We start from the raw sequence: 19,246 nt of genomic DNA on the forward strand, positions 1-19,246 counted from the left end.
GGAGGACTACTGGCAAAAACGTATGCAAATTATCGGCAACGTCGTTATCGGCGTTGGAAACTACAAGTGTGTTTCACAAAATTTGGGACAATAACAAGAATTTGACTGATACCGCCGGAAAGATGCCGTAGTTCAGAATGCCGGACACCCAGCCGAGAATACCGGAGAAAACCCGGAAATTACGGCTGTACCGCACCTCGAAAAACTGCGCCATGGTCAGACAGCGCGTTTCCCGCAGCCGGTAATAGACAAAACCGGTAATCGCAATGACAAGTCCGATCGGCCCGGTGAGGAATCCCCACCAGACCGGAGTGAAGCCGGCCGCGTAAGACTGCTCGAATGAGCCGACGATCGAGATCGCGCCGATTCCGGCGATTCCCGAGGTGATCGTCAGCAGATACCGCCGGGCGCACCGGCCTGCCGCCAGGAAGTCGGCGGTGCTTTTCACATACCGCTGACACCAGTAGAGCACGCCGCACAGGGCGGCAAGCAGTGCTCCGATAATGACCCAATCAATCCAATGCATTCTATCTTGTTATCTCCTGTATATCGGGACAAAAAAAGATGCGGCTTTTCCGTCACGGGGGGCCGCATCCTGTCCGCCGATTGCGGACAATGTTGAAAGACGGCGCTTTTATTTGCGGTTCAGTTCCTCAATCAGAGCTCCCGCCTGAGCGCGGAACGTGTTGTAGGCTTCCGCATCAAGCGCATAGTCATCAATATAACGGATCATGTCTTTCAATTTCAGCATTTCCTGCGCAGCTTCCACCGCCCGAACCTTGGCCGGATTGTTTTTCTGTTTCTCCGCCGCGTCGCGCAGCAGCAGAAGATATTCATAATCCTCCATGCTGTCTGCAATCACTTTCAGCCGGATGCTGGGAGTGGGGTTGCCGTCCGGCAGGGCGTACATCAGGACTCCATCGCCGTTGCAACTGTAATTGTTGTTCTTGAGCGGATTTTTATTGTTGAAAAACGCGGTTGCCCAGTACAGGATTCCGTCGAAATCGTATTTGTAGGTCGCCCAGGCGAGAATACGCCAGGCTCCCGGTTCGATATCCAGATGATAATTCGGATAGGGGAACCACGGCCCGGAACAGGGATACCACCAGACTTCCTTGCCGGCTTCCTGCGCTTCCCTTTTATTCCGGTAATTGACCCAATGGCTTTGCGGCACCCAGATATCAATATCGGAGAATGCCGTGGAAGGAAAGAGTGAACAGGCGCCGGTCAACAGCAGCTTCAACCCGGGAGCGGCTTCTTTCAAAAGCGCCATGCGGCGATTCACGAACACACGGTTTTTGTTGCCCGGTTCATCATACGGATAGGCGTAAGCGTACTCAAGCAGACCGTTGGCTTTGTAATGCTCATAGATCGCTTTCCAGATTCCTTTCCACTCCTCCTCGCTGTATTTGGCATAGTCGCCGGGCGGGGTTTCCGGTCCCACGTAGAAACAGGTAGCTCCGGCGGCGAGATAATCGCGCACCATGTCGTCATAGGCGTTCGGGTGATAACGGTAAGAACCGTCCGGCTGTTTGTCGTCATAAACCGGGCCGATCTTATGAATCACCTCTTTCGGCAGAAGGCGGTCGGTTTTGAACACCAGCGGTGAGAGACGGTGTTCGGCAAGCATCATGCCGTACCGGTGGACGGTTTTCTGAAATTCTTCCGCGGAACGCTCTTTTCCGGCAAAGTAGAGGTTATAGATTTCCCGCTCCCAGACGCTGAACGCCGTGCGGAGACTCTGTTTTTTGGGAATGGCAAAATCCCAGACCTTCAGGGCGACCTTGACTGTCCTGACCGTCTTTCCTTCTGCGGAGACTGTCACCGTCCCGGTATAATCCCCGGGGGCGGCATCCGCCGGAACTTTGAAGCCTGCCCAGACGGCGCGTACCTGCATCGGCTCCAGCGAGAGCGGAGCAAGCGGATAGAGCGGATCGGGATAGTCGCCGACTCCGTTGCAGTTGGGATAGCCGACCGGATCGGCAATGGCATATCCTTCCCGGTAGAGTTCCCAGATGGAAGCGGGCAGCACCTTGCCTTCGGCATTGCGGAACTCCGACGCCCGGACTGTAATGTCCCTGACCGCGTCTTTACCGGTAAAAAGCACCAGCTGGAAATTTTCCCGCTCGTTGCGCGCGGCGGTCAGCTCAATGCTGCCGCCCTGTTTCGCATACGGCCTGGTGTGAAAAATCCGTTCCATGGAGTTGACGACATCAACACCGAGCCCCTGTATCTTCGATTGTTCCGCGGCAATTTTCTTCGGCGTCTCCGCATCGACGGGGAAGAACCGATAGCGGTTGCTGAACAGCGCTTCTCCGTCTTTGCGAAGCACCCGGAGCGTCAGCCCGGTGCAATCCCCGGGAAAATCGCAGCTGAATTTGCCGTCGCGTTCCGGGATATTGACCGTTTGGCCGTTTTCAAATGTCAGGAGAACCGTACTGCCCTGTTCGGCGGTCAGCGACATGCCGTCCCGGTCAAGACGTTCAAGCCGTACCGGAGTGACGGTTTTCGGATTCAGGCGAAGCTCCGCGAAGTCGTGCGGTTTCAAAAGTTGTCCGCGCACATGGCTGAAACTGCTGAATTCCGCGGGCCTCCCATCCGGGCGAACCGTTCCGTTAGTGCTGAAAGAGCGGTGTACGTTGAACTTATAACTGTATTTGGGATCGAAGAACTCTTTAAAGAAAGACTCCGCCGGAATGCGGCATTCGATCGTCCAGTCGTTCCGGTTGATTTTGGCCTCGTTTTTGATCCTGCCGGGGTTTCCCCGGTAGCCGCTGCCGTATTCGGAATCGATGAAGTCGAGGGTGTTTCCTCCGGTCGCATAAACCAGCCAGTGAACCACGTCGAGTTCGCCGGGAGCCATGAAGAAGAATTCCAGACAGTCATCATACGGCAGCTTGGAACTGATTCCCGATACATTGGAGTCCCGGCATACCGCGGCGATATAGATGAAATCCTTGTCCCATTTCATGTAAAATTTGGTCTGTTCATTGGCAAGACCGCGGTCATTGGTGAGCTGCAGACCGGTAAAGACGGCGGCATCGTCCCATTCCGACGGAGCCATTACGCCGTCAATCACCGGCACTTTGCCGGCGGCGGGAATCTCAAGAAGGTTTCCCGCCGATAATGCGGCAACCGTTCCTCCCAATAATAATGTGGAGAAAAATTTTTTCATTTCTGGTCCTTTGTTTATTTTGAAAGAGATGACAATGCTTCGTAAAGTTTTTCACGCCATTCGAGATACTTTTCCGGATGGGTCATGACCGGATAGAAGGCGTCGGTATCCATGAAGGTCTGATAGGTTGCCTCACTCGGGGAAGTCGCCGTGATCTTCATATCAGGATCGAAGTCTTTTCCCGGAATCAGTTCGGAAAGCTCCGCAAGCATCTCCCGGTGCATTTCCGGGTTGCGCCGCTTCAGCATCTCCATGACCGTCCAGTCTTCCATGCCGTCTGCGAACAGTTTCAGTCTGACGGTCGGAACCGGCATTCCGTTTTCGTCCGCATAGATATAGCGGCCTTCTCCGGCTCCGTATTCCGTGACCGGTCTGGCGTTTTTCCCGGTATTGAAGTTGACCGCCCAATGAAGAATTCCGTCGAATCCGAAGCGGAAGTTCGCCACGGGGACCATGCGGATTCCCGCCGGAGGCGTATCCTGATGGAGGTTAGGAACCGGGAACTGCGGTCCGGTGCAGACGTAACTCCAGACCGGAATTCCCGCCTTTTGCGATTTGCGCATTTCCGGCATGTTCACCCAGTGGAATTGCGGAATCCAGAGGCCGACATTTTTAATTTCCGGGAGCGGAGAATTCTGACTGCCGAATGTTATCAGCCAGCGGACTCCGGGGGCATTGTTCTTCACCATCTCGCCGATACGGTTGATTTCGTCGAGGTGCTGCATGCTCCATTCGTCGATCGGATAGGCGACGGCCTCCTCCAAATACCCGTTCTCCCGTGCGTGCCGCGCGACCTCCCGCCAGACGGCATCCTGGTTTTTACTGTTTTTCCAGATGTCCGCGTCCCGGTAATAAGGCCCTGTCACCACCGTCGAAAGCCCCTTTTCACGGAGACGGCTGACCAGCCGGTCGTAATACTTCCAGTTGATTTCAGCTTTGCCGTCGGGCGAGACCCTGTAATTGGGGTAAACCGTATCCCGGAGCCAGCCGGCGACCAGATCCCCCTGATGCATGACGACCGGATTGAGACGGTGTTCGAGCACCATGTCGGCGTAAGCGGTGAACAGTCGCATGAATCCCTCCGCATCGCCATCCTGCAGATAGGTCTGGAGATCCCGTTCCCAGATGCTGACGATCGACGGTACGATATTGCGCCGCGGCAGGACGAAATCGTAAACCTTCACTTCCAGCGGCAGGGAGAGCGTTTTGCCGTTATCCCCGGTAATCCTGATCTCGCCGGAGTAGATGCCGGGGGCTGTATTTTCACCGGACTTCACCTCCAGCCAGAGGGGCAGAAACTTTTTCCGGTCCAGCGAATACACATCCCGGGGAATCAGCTTGTCCGGTACAGCCGGATAAAGATACATCCAGTGGCTGGGGCCTGCGAGAGGTGAATAGTCTGTCTCGCTTACCCGGATTTCAAACTCTCCCGGAGCTCCTTCCGGATTTTTGAGTCCCAGGGGAAGTTCCACGCTGAAAGAGCGCAGCTCCGCCGATTGCGGAAAGACGAGAAGCTGGAGGTTCTCGCGTTCATTTCCCGCCATGCTCAGTTGAGCTTTGCGAGTCGGCGGCTGAAGAACAATATCATCCGGCATGACGCGCGACATCGGACTGACGGCCTTGACGAAGAAACCGGCGTCGGTACCGTGGCAAAGGTTCTCGCCTTCTTTCAGAAGGGCTTCCGCCTGCGGCAGCAGAATGTTTTTGGCCGTTTCATCGGAATCGCATTCTTCCACGGCAGCGGAGAACTTTTCGAAATGATTCCGCCAAGCGGATTGGCCGGCAAGCTGCCGTCCGAGCTTCCGCAACCGTTCACGCATTTTGAGCAGCCTGACTCTGTCCCAGTCGGTCCTGGCGTACTTGAGGAATTCGATCTCATCCATCACGCCCTTGAAATTCAACCATTTGTCGTTGAACCGGGCCAGCCGCCCGCCGATCATCACCGTCGAACCGGATTTGACCGGGCCGCATTGTTCCGCATTGACCGAACGGATTTTCCTGCCGTCAAAATAAACCGCCAGCTCCTTCCCGTCATAGACAAGCGCAAAATGATACCATTCATCGTAATCCAGCAGACGGGGATGAGCGTAACCGTCGTAGGCCCGTCCGTTCGTGCCGGTAAGTTCATACCAGCTGAATCCGCGACCGCCATTGGCGACGAAGAATGAATTCCGGTGACGGACGGCAGGGAAACAGGCGGAGCCAGGCGCAGCCTTGAACCAGAATGCAACCGTCATCGCCTCCGCGGGTTGTGTTTCCGGGGTAAAGGCTAATTCGAGATAATGGTTCTCGCCGTCAAAACGGGCCCCGCCGCCAACGATTCCCCGGGAGGGGACGGCATTGCCGGACAACGACAGTTCGCTGACGGATGAATGCAGAAATTTCGCACGGTCGTCAAAATTCCATATACCGGAAGCTTCACCTGCTCCCGCTGCAACTGACAGGATTCCGCTTGCAATCAAAGCCGGAAATATTTTTCTTATTGCCATTTCCATTCTTTCCATTATCTGTTGGGGCAATGTATAAAGTGATTTTCAGAAGAACAGAATAACGTTACCATTTGCGTTCTTCTTTTCCGCCGGAAAGCATCTCAAGCAGTTTCCCGTTAGAAGCCTCTCCCCGCAAATTTTCAGTGGTCGTCATAACATGCCCGTCCACGCAGCCGATCAGCGCGGCGCCCTGATGACGCCGGGGACCCGTATAATAAAACGGGGTATTATTCCAGGCGATACTTCTGTCCAAATTATTTGTACAGGCAGGATGCTGAGATTTCGCCTGCCAGTTCTTTTCAATAACGGCACAGGTTTCGGAAGGTTTTCTGAAAGATGAAATTTTCACTCCGTCACTGTAAGGATGAGCATTCTCTCCCCATACATAACTGCTTCCCGCGATGTTGGCGGTAATCTGCAACGTGGGAACTAATTTACCGCCGGCGTCATTACTGATAGCCTCAGCTTCAACATATTCCGTGCAATGCCACTGTTTATTGCCGCGCTCATCCCAAATCGGAACATACCAGGGGGCGAATACTCCTTTCCACTGCCAGGCTACATTGCGGTCATCATGCGGAAAGAAGTCATTATTATCGGTAGAATAAACCACAAGCATTGCTGTCATTTGTTTAATCTGATTGAGACAGGCCGTTTTCTTTGCGCTGCCTCTGGCTTTATTCAATGCAGGCAGCAGCATTGCGGCGAGTATGGCAATGATCGCAATCACAACGAGCAGCTCAATAAGAGTGAAACCGGCGCTTTTCCGGCTCTTCGGCAGGATTCTTTTTGTTGACATTTTCATTTCCTTTCTATTGATTGGAGAGACAAAGGGTTGATCCGGGAAGCGGCATATCTGTCCGGGGCGGCGGCCCGCAGGAATTTCCGATGCACGAGATGCCGTCCAGCAGCTCCCGGCGTGGCCGGAGATCGTGCGAAATGATCATTTCGTATAATAGTTCCACCGCCCGCCCGCAGATCTCCGCAATCGGCTGTTCGAGCCGGTCGAGCGGCACTGGTAATTCCCGGAACGTGTCGGCGATGTCGACGCAGGTGACGCTCAGGTCGTCCGGAATTTTCAGTCCGCAGAATTTCACCTTCCTGAAAAGCTCCGGCAAGTAGGTGCTGTTGGTCGCGAAAAATGCAGTGGGACGCTCCTCTCCGGAAAGCAGCTCGATCACGTCGGAAGCAAGCCGTCGGTCGGACGGATCGAAAATGATGTCATATGCGTTCCTGTGCGAAATCCCGCCCTGTTTCAGGGCAGCCAGGAATCCGGCAATACGTTCCTGCTGATCCAGAAAGGAACTGCTGCCCTTCGGCATGATGAGCCCGATTCTGCGATGTCCGCATTCCACCAGCCGCGCCGTCGCTTTCCGGCTTGCTTCATGGCACCGGGTGCCGACGAATGAGACCTCGGCAACGCCCGTCTCGCGGTTGAGCTGCACGAGCGGAGTATGTCCACACCCCTCCCGCAAGACCTGCTTCAGCCTGGCGGATACCTGCGTAGGCATGTAGAGAATACCGGCCGGCTTTTCATCGAACGCCCGGATTACGGTGTCAAGCTCGGCATCCGGCACGAGTTTATGGATCATGAACTGTAAGCGCATATTTCTGGCCTCCAGCGCCTCGTAGCAGGAGAAAATGATCCGGCGGAAAAGCGGCTCGTCCCGTCCCGGCAGAATCAGGATGACGGGGCGCCGCACGGCTTCACCGGAGCCGCCGGCCCGGAAAATTCCCTGGTTCCGGACGCTTTCGATCAATCCTTCCTCGGTCAGCAGCCTCAGGGCGCTGTTCACGGTCGCCAGGCTGACCCCGTAATTTTTCTGCAAACTGCGGACGGTTTCCAGCCGTTCCCCGGGCGGCAGTTGCAGGATGCGCTCGCGCAGGAGTTCGTAAATATGTCGGTATTTGGGTTCGCTGCTCATGTTTTTATGAATCGAAACAATTTTTATTTATCTGTTTTAATTATACATTATTTTAATTCCAATGTCAATAGGCATTGGAAAAATATTGAAGAAAAATCATGAAATCAGAATTTTACCCATTCTTTATGTGATTTGTATTTTATTTAAAATAAAAGAGATATAAATATAATAATAAAATATCACGAATATGGTCGCAGCACGCATCAATTGTGAATCGATACAGATGATATTTTATGCGAACACTATTGAAACAGGCGTAAAGGGTGATATATTCTTCACATCGCGGCGAATCCGTGAATCTTTTCGCGGTCTGCAAGCGGAAATGAACCTGAATTTCAATACGGAAAGGTGCGTAACACATGCTCAAACTGTTTTCTGCGGCCATTCTTGCCGCATGTCTCGCCGGATGCTGCACGAATGTGGAACCGATTTCCCGGGTGGAGGCGGTTTACGCGCCCGGCTTGCGCGTGGATGCGGGCATGTCCGACCCGGCATGGCAAAAGGCGCCGGAATACCGGCTCCGGTGCTACCGGAATTTCCAGCACCTGCCCGAAAAGACGGTTGCCGCGATTGAAGCCGGAAAATACGAGGTTCAGGCTTCCGCAAAACTTCTTTACGACGATGAAAATCTTTATATCGGCTGCCGTATTGAAAATGATGACATCTGGACGCTGGACCAGCAGGACCAGCTGCGTCATTATCTCACCGGTGACGTATTCGAAGTATTTCTGAAACCGGAGGAGAGCAACGCATATCTTGAACTCTATGCGACGCCGTCCGGCAACAAGTCCGCATTTTACTTTCCAAGCCGCGCTTTCGGCGGTACGGTTCTGATCGACCGGCAGAAGCTGATGCCGGGGATCGAAGTCGTCTCAAAGGTGGACGGGACGCTGAACGATTCCTCGGATGCCGACCGGGGCTGGACCTCCGTCATGACGGTCAGCCGCAAAGCCGTCGAAGAAAAACTGGGGATCCCGTTGGATTCCGGGCGTGCCTGGCGCATCCTGCTGGCGGGATACTCCTTTTCGGGCAACCGCACATTCGGGGAAAACTTTTCCCATCCATTGCTCCCGCAGCTCAACTACCATCTTTACGAATATTACGCGCCCCTGACTTTCCGATGACCGCGACATCACAACTATCTCTGAACGAAAAAAGGATATGCGAATGAAACTGGATTTCCGGATCGACTGGGGATATCAATATCTGTACTCCCGCCGCCACTATCACCCCGTCTTTCTCTGGGACGGTCATCTGGAATGCGACGGCGGAACCATTGCGGAGTGCTATGCGCTCAACTATCCCGTAATCTGGTACGGGCCGGGCCATTGCGCCCATGAAACCCGTCTTGCCGGACCGTTCTGGAAAAGCAGGACCCGCAGGGGGCTGGCCGGCATCCGGATCATTGCCGAAACGGAAGCGGACGCCCGCTTCCGTCTGGTCACCGCTTCCGGCTGTTTTTCCTTCGGCGCCGATGAGCTGCGGCGGAATGGAAGGCTGGTGTTTCCGGTCGGCCCGAAGTATCTGGGCTGCCATGTAATCGTGACTCGGACGAACTTTCTCTGGTTTCGGCCGGGGCCGCGTCCGGGCGAACAAACCTGGGAAGCGGACGACCTGCCGCTGCCGCGTCATGACTGGGCGCGGATGAGAACCGCCTGGCTCGCTCCGGGAGAGACGCTGGAATGGGAAGCCGATCTGCCGGAATCCGCCGCCGATTTTACGGAATACATCCTGCATCTGGAAGCGATGGCGGCCCCCGACTACACGCCGGGCAGCGAACGGCAGGTGCATGATCGGTATCCCATGACGCTGCTTTGCGACGGAGAGCCTGTCGCCCGCTTCGCTCACTACTTCCGGGAGCATGACAACTATATGCAGATGCTGGAGGATGTCTGGGTGCGTTTTCAAGCCTCGCCGGGCAGACGCCGCCTGGGAATCAGGAACGAAAATCCGCGCTTTCCGCTGCTGTTCAGCCGGTTGACGCTTCGGACCGCGAAACGCTCCCATCTCGAACTCTCCCTGCCGCCGTGGGCGCTGGCCGGAGAACCTCTGATCGGACGGATTTTCGCGGTCAGGTCGGACACCGCCGTCGTCCGCTGGCCGGGCGGTTCGCGGGAACTGGTTCTGCGGGAAGGCTGGAATGAATTTCCGTTCTCCATTTCCGAGCCGTTGATCAACGCGGAGGTTTCCGCCGGATCGACGCGGGCAGTGATTCCGGCGATATATGTTTCGGGAGAAGAGAGATTTCCCGTCACCGTCGGCTTCGACCTCACCACGGTACCGCATGACGACAACGGCTTCATGGACTGGCTGCTCGATTACACATGGCGGACGCGCCTCGGAAATCTGGTGGTGTTCCGCTCGTTCTGCTGGCAGGCGCCCGAGAATTACGAGAACGCCCCGGTTTCTTCGGAATCGCTGCGCCGGTGGGGGGAGTTCTGCCGCGCGCACCACATCACCGTGGAGGCCGCCAACCAATATGAAGACGGTGCGCTGATTGCGGCGGCCGGTGACGCGCTTCATTCGGTCGGCTGGCACGAGTATCCGGGCGCGGTCTACGCCCGCGACCCGGCCGAACCGTGGAGCTCCGCGGATATGAAGGAAGCCGCGGAACACTATATGGCCTACCTGAAAACCGCGGTGGACAAAACGCACGAAGTCGCTCCTCGCGCCGCGTTCGGAGACGCTTCGGGGGGGCACCGCTATTGTTATCTTGCAGGGGTGGATTTCATCCGGACGGAAACGATGGTGCCGCACACGCAGCATATCTGTTCGCAGGCTCGTCCTGCCGCCGAAGCGCTCGGCACCGGGGAATGGGGAGTTCACATTGCGATCCAGCATGCGGCGCAGCCCTATTTTGAAAACCATCTCGGCCAATATTTCCTTTCGCTGTATCAGCCGTGGATGATGGGCGCTTCCATGATTTACGAGGAGGACAGCCTGTTTTTACTGTTCAAGGAGGAGCGCCAGTGCTGGGATGACCGCCTGACCAAAGGCAAGCGGGATATGACGCGCGACTTTTTCCGCTTTGTGAAAACTCACCCGCGCCGAGGACGGAACCGGCGGAACATCGCATTCCTCGAAGGGCGTTACGCCGCGCCGTTCAACGGTTTCATCTGCGGTCCGGAACAGGCGCCCGACTATTCCGTCTGGGGGCTTTTCGGCAATCCTGCGCCGGAGTGGGGACATGGCCAGCCGGAGAAGTGCCGCCAGTTGCTTGACGTGCTGATGCCCGGCGCAAACACGCATCCGCTGCGCCAGCGCTGTGACCGCCGTCGCTTCTTCTTTTCCGGGACACCTTACGGGGATTTCGATGAAGTTCCGGTGGAAGTAGGCGCTGAGTATCTGCAACAGTACAAACTTTTACTGAATCTCGGTTGGAATACGATGATCCGTGAGGATTACGACAAACTTTGCGAATTCGTCCGAAATGGTGGTACTTTGTTTACCGGTCTTCCGCAATTCAGTACGCATATCCGGCGCGACTTCCTGAAGAATTGGCAGGAGCTGGCTTTGTGGAACGGCGGCGATCTATCCGAACTATGTGGTGTGGTGGTCGGCGGTCCCGGTCCCGAATACTCCGGCCAGTGGAATGCTGCGGGACGCGAAACTTTCCCGGAACCACAACTTTCGTCAGCTCCCAACCGTTCCGTGTGCGAAGACGGACCATGCCGCCTTGCGGCATTAGAACCGAAAGGAGCTGAAATTGTCGCTTGGGACGCGGCCACCGGGCATCCGCTGGTTCTCCGTCACCGATTGGGAAAAGGTATCGTTTACCTGTTAGCCGCTTGGGCTTACCCGGGACATGAAGCTTTACAAACGCTATCAGCCTCATGGCTCGCCCACCTCGCGGAGAAGTGTCGTGGCGAATATTACGTCGAGGATTCTTCGCGGGAGGTATTCTGGACAAGCTGGGAAGAACCATCCGGAGTCCGTTACCTGATGCTGTTGAACACCGATTGGACTCAACCGGGAAACATCAAGGAAATCAGAGTTCACACACCTGCCTTTTCGTTCGATTTCAAGGTAAAGGAACGCAAACCATCTATAATAACGCTTCTGCCTTTTGCCGCAGTGGCACCGGATTCCGGGATCTATCTGGAGGTGTTGTCATGTTCCGCGCTTCAAGCCCGTCTCAGACTTCACGGAACGGCGGGAACGCTGACGATCTACCAAGACGGCGGCCGCAGCAGCCAGGAGAATATCTCCTTTACGGATCGAACTGTTCAGGAGCTGACCCTGCATAAGAACTGAAACCCGTAAAAAACAGTTTAGGAAAAACAGATATTTCGAAGATCACGGAGTAAGAACCTCAATAACGCTCCGGGGCGATATCTGCAAGTGAGTCCGATGCAAAATTTGCTCCAGAGTTGAATATCTTCCAATAATGATCAGGTTTGAAGAGAAATTTGGTCTGTCTTTTTCGTCCCATGGTAATTATGGTGACGAAAAAGACGATGATTTCTCAACTCAACTTCGGTTAAGGAGGATAGTCAATATGGCAGTATCCAAAAAACGTTCCAACGGCAGTGGTTCTATTTACAAACGAGGAGATAATTTCTATCTGCAATATATGCAGAAGGACGGAAAAAGAAAAAACATTACCCTGAAAAATTCTCAGGGCAATCACATCCGGGAACGTCGCGAAGCAGAAGAAGCCGCCAGAAAATTTCTTCAGGAACAGCAGCAGCTGAAAGAAATAGAAACCCGTGAAGAGTATCTGGCGGAACTGAAAGTTGTCCGAAAGTTGAGAGCCCGGCTTCTGATTACACTGGATAACGCCTTTGATTTGGCTCAGGCCAAGCCGCATTCCCGTGAAACCAGCAGCAGAGTTCTTGCGGTTTCCCGCGGTTACTGGTTCGACTTTGTGGATTTTGTGAAAAGCAATTATCAGTTGCGTACCCTGGATGAAGCGGAACGGATGCACGCCGATGCCTATATCGCCTATATACGCAAATACGGTCGGTGGAACAAAACCATCTCCTATGATCCCAATACTTGCCCGAAACGCAAAGTTTTCAAAGACTATGAACGAGGCGGTCTCTTGAGCCATACAACACTGAACCGCTATCATTCGGTCTGTAAAAGCGTGTTTTCATTCCTGTTGCCGGACCTCGGCGGCGAAGAAAATCCCTTTGCCCATATTCCACCTTTGAAGCTCGAACCCGTCAAACGGAAAATCTTTACCGAGGAAGAGTTAGAAATCATTTTCAAAAATCCTCCCAAACTTTTAGCCGGTCCGCTCTTTGTTGGACGTTATACCGGTCTGCGGTTAGGAGATGCATTGGCATTGAAATGGGAGTATTTTGAAGGCATTACCGGATATCGCGGGGCAATTGCTCCGGATTTCACGGGACGCGAGATTTCTCTTATCGCTCAAAAGACCAAAACGCAAGTCCATGTTCCTGTTTTTCCGGAATTGAATAACGTTTTGCAAAAGCAATGGAAACAGACTCGGCGCGGTGAATATGTCTTTCCGGAAATGGCGGAACTGCATCTGCAAAAGAGGTATACCAAGATCAACACTATGATCCAGAATTATCTGATTTCCTGTGGAATCACAACCCGGATTGAGGTTGAGGGACGAACCAGGAAACAGACAGTGAAAGGCTTCCATTCTTTTCGCCATACCTTCTCGTATGAAGCGGAACAAAAAGGTGTCCCAGCTTCGACGATTAAACGCTGGCTCGGCCATAAACGGCTCGCGCAGACCCAGCACTATCAGGATCATGCCAACAAGCAGGCCAGTATGGAAGGTTTGAAGCTGATTATGCAGAACTCACTCCCAGCTACCAGTGAACCGATTTCCGGTTATTCCCTGCGAAAAGAACGCCTGCTTCACCTGATTCAGAATGCTTCGGAAACGACTTTGGCGATTCTGGAAACTTTGATCGACAACTTGCCGGATAACCTGCCGGATGCAAACCAAGCTCAAGAATCATCGGCAGGCCATCTGGTCAATGGGATGAATATTTCAAAAAATGTGTCGTAAAAGCTGAACACTTGCCGGTGGTGTTCAGGTTTGCCGGGCAAATTTTCTTTTCTTCGGTCGTATCATGCAGTATAATTACTTTAGTTTCAAACCCTCAATCAATGAAAGGAGGCCGACATGATACAACCGAAAACCCTTGACACCCTGATCCAGCTTGCAACTCCGTTGGTCGCCTGCGGCGCCTTGGAGCAGAGCGAACTCGACGAGCTGAAAGTCGCAGTCCGGCAAAGCAAAGAAGACGAGGGGCCTAAATTCCCACGGCTGGTCCGGATTCAGGAGGCAGCCGATTATCTGGGAGTGAGCAAGAAAGCTATCCACGACTATATCAAAGATGGGAAGCTGAAGCGCATCAAATTCGGCCATCGTTCAGCGCGAATCACAGCTGACAGCATTGCCCAATTTTTGCAGGACTCACAGAAGTAATTTCCTTTGCCCCCAAGCATCGGTGGAGTTGACATTCCACCGATGTTTGTTTTATCCATAAAGAGCTTTCCGATTTTGAAATCAGGAATAAAACGTGTATGTTATAAATAATTGGCAGGAAAATATGACGGCAGAGAAATCCAATCAATATTATGCGAAATTGCAGGATATCTATGAGCAGACGCCCGTGCTGATAGATATCCATTCTCTGTTGGTCACTCCTTCCGGCATTTCAAATGATTCCCCACGCAGACTTCTTGCTGCATGGGGACAAAATTTGATCTCTTTTCTGCTTTTGGAAATTACCCGCAAGTATCCGGTATTGAATATGGATATGTTGAGCGGCAAAGAGAATGAATATCTTCAGAAAGTCAGCAGCTTTATTGAATCGCATATTGACTCGAAGTCTCTTTTCTTCAATCCGCATGGTTTAGTGGACGACTCTCTCGTCAATGAGAAGCTGAAAGAATTTCCCAATCCTGCTCCAACCGGAGACGAAGAGCTTATCATGATCTATCAGTTCATTCCCCGGATTGCATCGGCAATATCTTTACCTGAAACAGTCCAATGGCGTTTTTTATATCAGTTATCAGTGGAATGGCAGCAACAACTGGTTCTTGGAAAATTTTTACTGTTTCCCCGGCAGGCTACCCGGGAATTGTTGGAAACTTTTATGAAAGGCTACCAGAACAAAAGGCAAAGACATCATTGGAATGCAATTCGCTGGGGTGCAGAATACAACAGATATTATCAATCCTATTTGGCTCAAGGCTATACGGATATGGCGGCGCGGGGAAAAGCCAGGCGGCAGTTTGTAACCAGCCATCCTTATCCGAAAACAGCAGCGGAATTGCTGGAAGATCAGGAATATCCCGGAACCACTGCAGCGGCCATGCGGCGTTATCATACGGCATTTCTCGCCGCGAAATCATCCTCAGACGTTACAGAGGAATTAATACGGAAATGAACAGCAAAGGCAATGTCCCGTCCGCCGCCAAACCGGTCAAAGACCTGGGTGGCTTAATGCGTTGGCGTAAATACGTCAAGTGTCATTATTCTCAAAAGCATTACGTGTTTTTCATACTTGCTCTGGACACTGGCATTGCTCCAGGCAAGCTTCTCAAACTGACCTGGGAACAAATTGAAAATCAAACGATATTCGACCCGGTTTCAGGAGAACAATTGGAAATGACTCTGCTTCGGCTTTTGGAATTGACGAAAGCCGGCAACAAAAAGTTAATTAAAATTTCCGACGAGGATGCCCAAGAAATCAAGCAACTCCGTGCAGGAATGGTGGATGATGTCTACCTGTTCCAAACTGAAACTCGCAGGTTGTCAGGGATAGCTCAGCCTTGGTCGCAGGGCTATGTAACAGCTTTCCTCAAAGAATCTGCGGCCTCAAGCGGATTGCAGGAAAAAGTCGGTTTTCTGACTCTCCAGAAAACCTGGGGATACCAGTTGGCTGTCCGCGGCAATTATACACTCAGCGAAATTCAGCGAATACTCGGCCAGCGGTCTTTGGCCGCAACGCGAAGTTACCTGAATATAACCGATGAAGATGTTCAGTAACAATAATGTAGCTTGAGCAGCAGATTTACTCCTTATTGAAAATATGATATTCTAATAAGAACCATTTTGCATAATTCCATCAAATCCACCTTGAAATATGCGTCATAGCGATATATCTTTGTATTGACAATATAATAACAAGGAAGGACGGACAATGATCAAAAATCTGACCAGGCACGGTAACAGCGCGGCGCTTGTGATTGAAAAGCCGATTCTTGATTTGCTCGGGGCAACCATCGACACGGCATTTGAGGTCGTAACCGATGGTCAGGCGCTCGTTCTCACACCCGTGAAAGACGCGGTTCGGGCCGGTAAGTTTCACAAATCCATGGATAAGATCGGCAAACGCTATAAGAAGTCTTTCGAGGAGCTTGCGAAGTGAAATCCGAGCCGGTTTTTCTCACATTCGCCGAAATCATTGAGATCCATAATTACCAGATTGAGAACTTCGGAGGTGCTTCCGGAGTGCGTGATATGGAACTTTTGAAATCCGCGATCGGTATGCCGTCTGCAACGTTCGGCGGAACGTTCCTGCATCCGACCATTTACGAGATGGCGGCGGCCTATCTCTTTCATCTTGTGGAAAATCATCCGTTTGTCGACGGCAACAAACGGGTCGGCGCCATGGCCGCACTGGTCTTTCTTGATATGAATGGAATCGACTTCGAGGCATCCGACGAAGAATTTACCGCGATGGTTCTGCGTGTCGCCAGTGGAAAGATGTTGAAAGCGGAGATTACGCTTTTTCTCAAAAAACACAGCTCCGAACAGAAGTGACGTATCTCCTGGGCCGCTTGAATTACCAATACCAAGCCTGCCGGTCAATTTCTAATTTTTCTCCACCGGGACTTTTTTTCCGCCTGCGTTTTTGAAGAGGTAGTGGGCGATGGCGGCGGCGAACCATGTCAGCAGGTATCCGATGGCGCCTTGCCCGGTGTAGATGGCATTCTGAATCAGGATGGCCAGCGCGAAGGAGAAGGCAAGATAAAACCAAGTGAGAGTGAGCAGCGGAATCTGATTGATCCGCTTCTGACGGAGCCTGCGGAATCCGCGGTATTTGGCGATGATGATTTCGCCGAGGATGCGCAGAATCTCCAGTCCGAGGTCAAAGGCGAAAGCGGCTGTCCACAGGCACACGGTGGCGATGCTTACGACTCCAAGTTCGGGGATGAAGAGCAGAAACCGGTCCCGTTCGGCAAAGATCATCCATAATCCGCTCAGAACAATCAGTGATGATATAACAAAAAGGCCGAGAATCACATAATCGCATCCATAAAGCCGGCGGCTTTCCCCGGCATTTTTCAATCCGAGCTGCGGAATCGGCGGACAACGGCGTTCAAACCTTGCTCCGCATACTTTCCGACACTTCTGATCAAAGGTTCCGATCAGGAACACTTCGCCGTTGTTTAAAATCCTGCCTCCCTGCCAGAACACGTAACCGACACGGCACTGGCCGCGGGGGCCTCCCGCCTGAAGGGTGGTGAAAGTGACGATATCGACCATGTAATCTTTCTGCTCGGACCAGCCTTCGGAATAACTGCCGGATTGGCTGTATTCGCCTTTGGCGCCTCCCGATTTGCTGTCTCCGAGATTCAGACTGCGCCGCCTGACAATCTCCTGACCGATGCTTTTCGCGGCCCATTCGTTCGTTTCAAAATCTCCATTTTTACAGAAGAATTTCGTTCCGAGATTTCCCAGCAGAGAGTTGGCTTTCTCCTTTCCGTAACCGTCCTGAAAATTGCTGAGGTTCTGCGTGGCGTAGACGGTCAATGTCCGCGAGGAACGCGCTGTGGTCTGAAATATCTGGTCGTTGTCGAGGGAGAAATACTGGGCTTCATCCGCCCACAAAAACACGGGACGGGCTTCGTCGCGCGTGATGTCCTCCCGTCGTTCAATCATCCGCTCGAAGCAGAGTTTGATGATTGCGGCGGTAATCTGCCCCACCAGACCGAAACGCTTTACATCCTGATCGACAATCAGGATCCTGCCTTCGCGGTAAAGGCTTTCGAGTGAAAACGATGAATCGGGAGCTCCGAAACATCGAAGAAATTCTCCGCGCAGCATGGAGTCCGCAAGAACCGTGAAAGAACTGACGGTATTGCTCCGCGTCCGCTCGTCGAGCTGCGGAAATTCTATGATGAAATAGTTGAAGCCGAGTTCGTAATCGGGGCCGGAATGTTTTCCATGGTAGATGATTTTCAGGATCAGCGAACAGGCGAACTGATGCGCGACGATCAGCGGCTGTTCAATCTGCGTATTTTGCCTCTGCTTCTTGTATCCGGTTTCGAATAGTCCCAGTGCTTCATCGAATCCGGCCTGATTCTGCTGCCGGCAATACCACTTATTTTTGTTGACGGCGCAGAATCCTTTGAACTCCTCAAAATAATCTTTCAGTGCTTCCGCGACAGCCTTGTCCCGAATGGCAGTATCGATGACGGCTTTGATGTTGGGCAGCGTGACCGCTTCACCGGCCATGACCAGAAAGGAGATGGTGTTGCGCAGGAACTGCTTGATGGCGTTCTGCCAGTACTCATCGTTTGTGCTGCCGCTGCGCCTGTCCTTCCCGATTTTCGTGATTTCGAGAAAAAGATTGACTACGTTCTCGATCTGCCCGCCGCCGGTTTCAGCCGGGCGTTCGAGTTCATAGTTCAGAAACGCAAAAGTGTTTTCACTCAGCTTGAGCAGATCGGAAGTGCGGCCGGTCTCCCGGGCATAACTTTCCCAGGTTTCACACTCATCCGGCTTGGCGCAAAAGACGATTCCGCCGAATCCCAGCTGCAGATACCGCAAGGCAATGCTGCGGAGCGGGCCGGAAGATTTTCCGCTGCCGGTCGCTCCGAAACAGATCACGCCGGTGCAGGCGTCCCTGACACTCCAGACGTTTCCGGCGAGATTCAGAATTTCCTGATCGAGTATCGACATTCACACCCACAGCCAGTAGATTGTAAACACGCCCAGCCCGGCCAGCACGGAAAGCAGCGTCAACGCGCAGGCTATATGGATGTACTTCATGACATCATGAGCTTTTATTGGGACAAGCCTGCTTATCAGCCCCGGCTGACAAACTGGCGCAACCGGGAACGCAATACCATTGAAAAACATGTCTGGAACATTGTCGCGGAAGCTCGGGACAGCGGGGAACTGAATGCTCTCGACACCATTCTGGATTATCTTTTGCCCGGCTGCGACCATCAGGAAACACCGCAAGGCGAAAAAACAGTTCTTTCCTGCTATGAATTTGATGACTGTTTTTGTATTCCGCAGGGTTCTGAAGAAGGCATCTATCTGCACTGGGTGTTGAGGGGGCGGTTCCGGCAGGAACAAAAACGGAATACGGATGTCCATGTTGATATTGCTTCAATCAAAACACTGCAGACAGATCTTGCGGCCTATAAAATCATGGGGGAAGCGGCCGGTGTTCTGGAATACTTTTCCCGGCAGTATGTCGGTAATAACCTCAAACTCTACACGCCGGATGAAGAATTGAAAAAAATGATTGATCCGGCTGATTTCCCGGTCGCCCTGCCGCCGGGAAATCAGAAGATAATCTCCCGGCAGCCATAACCTGATTGGAGGACAGAATGAAAGAACTCACCACTGAGCAGATCCAAATCGCCGCAGCCAATTATCAGCTGGCGCGGCAACACATGACCAATGCCGTCGAAGAGCTGCG

General features: G+C 52.8%; 15 protein-coding genes. 9 read left to right on the forward strand and 6 right to left on the reverse strand.

What is annotated here, in order from left to right; all coding sequences use genetic code 11:
• Window positions 1-73: 73 nt before the first annotated feature.
• From C8D82_RS19640 to C8D82_RS19660, 5 genes are all read right to left on the reverse strand, one after another.
• Complete coding sequence (locus tag C8D82_RS19640; RefSeq protein ID WP_116885997.1) at window positions 74-526, reverse strand: SLC5/6 family protein; 453 nt, start codon at window positions 524-526, stop codon at window positions 74-76.
• 108 nt (window positions 527-634) lie between these two features.
• The gene (locus C8D82_RS19645; protein WP_116885998.1) at window positions 635-3,175 is read right to left on the reverse strand and encodes a glycoside hydrolase domain-containing protein; all 2,541 of its coding nucleotides are present in this window, start codon (window positions 3,173-3,175) and stop codon (window positions 635-637) included.
• 14 nt (window positions 3,176-3,189) lie between these two features.
• Window positions 3,190-5,679: a glycoside hydrolase domain-containing protein gene (locus C8D82_RS19650; RefSeq protein WP_116885999.1), complete on the reverse strand. Its 2,490-nt coding sequence runs from the start codon at window positions 5,677-5,679 to the stop codon at window positions 3,190-3,192.
• A 49-nt stretch (window positions 5,680-5,728) separates the two neighbouring features.
• A complete protein-coding gene (locus C8D82_RS19655) occupies window positions 5,729-6,463 on the reverse strand; it encodes a type II secretion system protein (RefSeq protein ID WP_207776199.1) in 735 nt (244 codons plus the stop codon).
• A gap of 13 nt (window positions 6,464-6,476) precedes the next feature.
• A complete protein-coding gene (locus tag C8D82_RS19660; protein ID WP_116886001.1) occupies window positions 6,477-7,589 on the reverse strand; it encodes a GntR family transcriptional regulator in 1,113 nt (370 codons plus the stop codon).
• A 359-nt stretch (window positions 7,590-7,948) separates the two neighbouring features.
• Here C8D82_RS19660 and C8D82_RS19665 point away from each other — a divergent pair, with 359 nt between their 5' ends.
• The 8 genes from C8D82_RS19665 (at window position 7,949) to C8D82_RS19695 (ending at window position 16,350) form a co-directional block, all read left to right on the forward strand.
• The gene (locus C8D82_RS19665; protein WP_116886002.1) at window positions 7,949-8,713 is read left to right on the forward strand and encodes a carbohydrate-binding family 9-like protein; all 765 of its coding nucleotides are present in this window, start codon (window positions 7,949-7,951) and stop codon (window positions 8,711-8,713) included.
• A 43-nt stretch (window positions 8,714-8,756) separates the two neighbouring features.
• Entirely contained in the window at window positions 8,757-11,843 is a 3,087-nt protein-coding gene (locus tag C8D82_RS19670) for a type 1 glutamine amidotransferase family protein (RefSeq protein ID WP_116886003.1), read from the forward strand.
• A 244-nt stretch (window positions 11,844-12,087) separates the two neighbouring features.
• Window positions 12,088-13,581, forward strand: coding sequence for a tyrosine-type recombinase/integrase (locus C8D82_RS19675; protein WP_165833217.1), 1,494 nt, complete (start codon window positions 12,088-12,090; stop codon window positions 13,579-13,581).
• 117 nt (window positions 13,582-13,698) lie between these two features.
• Entirely contained in the window at window positions 13,699-14,004 is a 306-nt protein-coding gene (locus tag C8D82_RS19680) for a helix-turn-helix transcriptional regulator (protein WP_116886005.1), read from the forward strand.
• Between the two features lie 124 nt (window positions 14,005-14,128).
• A complete protein-coding gene (locus C8D82_RS21425; RefSeq protein WP_165833218.1) occupies window positions 14,129-14,971 on the forward strand; it encodes a hypothetical protein in 843 nt (280 codons plus the stop codon).
• The gene (locus C8D82_RS21430; RefSeq protein WP_165833219.1) at window positions 14,968-15,573 is read left to right on the forward strand and encodes a tyrosine-type recombinase/integrase; all 606 of its coding nucleotides are present in this window, start codon (window positions 14,968-14,970) and stop codon (window positions 15,571-15,573) included. The genes C8D82_RS21425 and C8D82_RS21430 overlap by 4 nt, the downstream gene beginning before the upstream one ends.
• A 154-nt stretch (window positions 15,574-15,727) precedes the next feature.
• Window positions 15,728-15,955, forward strand: a complete 228-nt coding sequence (locus tag C8D82_RS19690; RefSeq protein ID WP_116886007.1) for an AbrB/MazE/SpoVT family DNA-binding domain-containing protein — start codon at window positions 15,728-15,730, stop codon at window positions 15,953-15,955.
• Window positions 15,952-16,350 carry a type II toxin-antitoxin system death-on-curing family toxin gene (locus C8D82_RS19695; protein ID WP_116886008.1) on the forward strand — a complete coding sequence of 133 codons (399 nt, stop codon included), beginning with the start codon at window positions 15,952-15,954 and terminating at the stop codon, window positions 16,348-16,350. The genes C8D82_RS19690 and C8D82_RS19695 overlap by 4 nt, the downstream gene beginning before the upstream one ends.
• A gap of 51 nt (window positions 16,351-16,401) precedes the next feature.
• Here the strand turns inward: C8D82_RS19695 and C8D82_RS19700 are convergent, their stop codons facing one another.
• Entirely contained in the window at window positions 16,402-18,495 is a 2,094-nt protein-coding gene (locus tag C8D82_RS19700; RefSeq protein ID WP_116886009.1) for a type IV secretory system conjugative DNA transfer family protein, read from the reverse strand.
• A 75-nt stretch (window positions 18,496-18,570) separates the two neighbouring features.
• On the opposite strand from C8D82_RS19700, the gene C8D82_RS19705 reads away from it, so the two are divergent.
• On the forward strand, window positions 18,571-19,137 hold the full coding sequence (locus C8D82_RS19705; RefSeq protein WP_116886010.1) for a hypothetical protein: 567 nt from the start codon (window positions 18,571-18,573) through the stop codon (window positions 19,135-19,137).
• Window positions 19,138-19,246 lie beyond the last annotated feature (109 nt).

It is taken from the genome of Victivallis vadensis (genome assembly GCF_003096415.1).
In the GTDB taxonomy this organism is placed as follows: Bacteria; Verrucomicrobiota; Lentisphaeria; order Victivallales; family Victivallaceae; genus Victivallis; species Victivallis vadensis.

What these genes read in the sequence shown, in the direction of transcription:
- C8D82_RS19640 (WP_116885997.1), bottom strand. Translation starts at nt 526, where the DNA reads ATGCATTGGATTGATTGGGTCATTATCGGAGCACTGCTTGCCGCCCTG.
- C8D82_RS19645 (WP_116885998.1), bottom strand. Translation starts at nt 3,175, where the DNA reads ATGAAAAAATTTTTCTCCACATTATTATTGGGAGGAACGGTTGCCGCA.
- C8D82_RS19650 (WP_116885999.1), bottom strand. Translation starts at nt 5,679, where the DNA reads ATGGAAAGAATGGAAATGGCAATAAGAAAAATATTTCCGGCTTTGATT.
- C8D82_RS19655 (WP_207776199.1), bottom strand. Translation starts at nt 6,463, where the DNA reads ATGTCAACAAAAAGAATCCTGCCGAAGAGCCGGAAAAGCGCCGGTTTC.
- C8D82_RS19660 (WP_116886001.1), bottom strand. Translation starts at nt 7,589, where the DNA reads ATGAGCAGCGAACCCAAATACCGACATATTTACGAACTCCTGCGCGAG.
- C8D82_RS19665 (WP_116886002.1), top strand. Translation starts at nt 7,949, where the DNA reads ATGCTCAAACTGTTTTCTGCGGCCATTCTTGCCGCATGTCTCGCCGGA.
- C8D82_RS19670 (WP_116886003.1), top strand. Translation starts at nt 8,757, where the DNA reads ATGAAACTGGATTTCCGGATCGACTGGGGATATCAATATCTGTACTCC.
- C8D82_RS19675 (WP_165833217.1), top strand. Translation starts at nt 12,088, where the DNA reads ATGGCAGTATCCAAAAAACGTTCCAACGGCAGTGGTTCTATTTACAAA.
- C8D82_RS19680 (WP_116886005.1), top strand. Translation starts at nt 13,699, where the DNA reads ATGATACAACCGAAAACCCTTGACACCCTGATCCAGCTTGCAACTCCG.
- C8D82_RS21425 (WP_165833218.1), top strand. Translation starts at nt 14,129, where the DNA reads ATGACGGCAGAGAAATCCAATCAATATTATGCGAAATTGCAGGATATC.
- C8D82_RS21430 (WP_165833219.1), top strand. Translation starts at nt 14,968, where the DNA reads ATGAACAGCAAAGGCAATGTCCCGTCCGCCGCCAAACCGGTCAAAGAC.
- C8D82_RS19690 (WP_116886007.1), top strand. Translation starts at nt 15,728, where the DNA reads ATGATCAAAAATCTGACCAGGCACGGTAACAGCGCGGCGCTTGTGATT.
- C8D82_RS19700 (WP_116886009.1), bottom strand. Translation starts at nt 18,495, where the DNA reads ATGTCGATACTCGATCAGGAAATTCTGAATCTCGCCGGAAACGTCTGG.
- C8D82_RS19705 (WP_116886010.1), top strand. Translation starts at nt 18,571, where the DNA reads ATGGATGTACTTCATGACATCATGAGCTTTTATTGGGACAAGCCTGCT.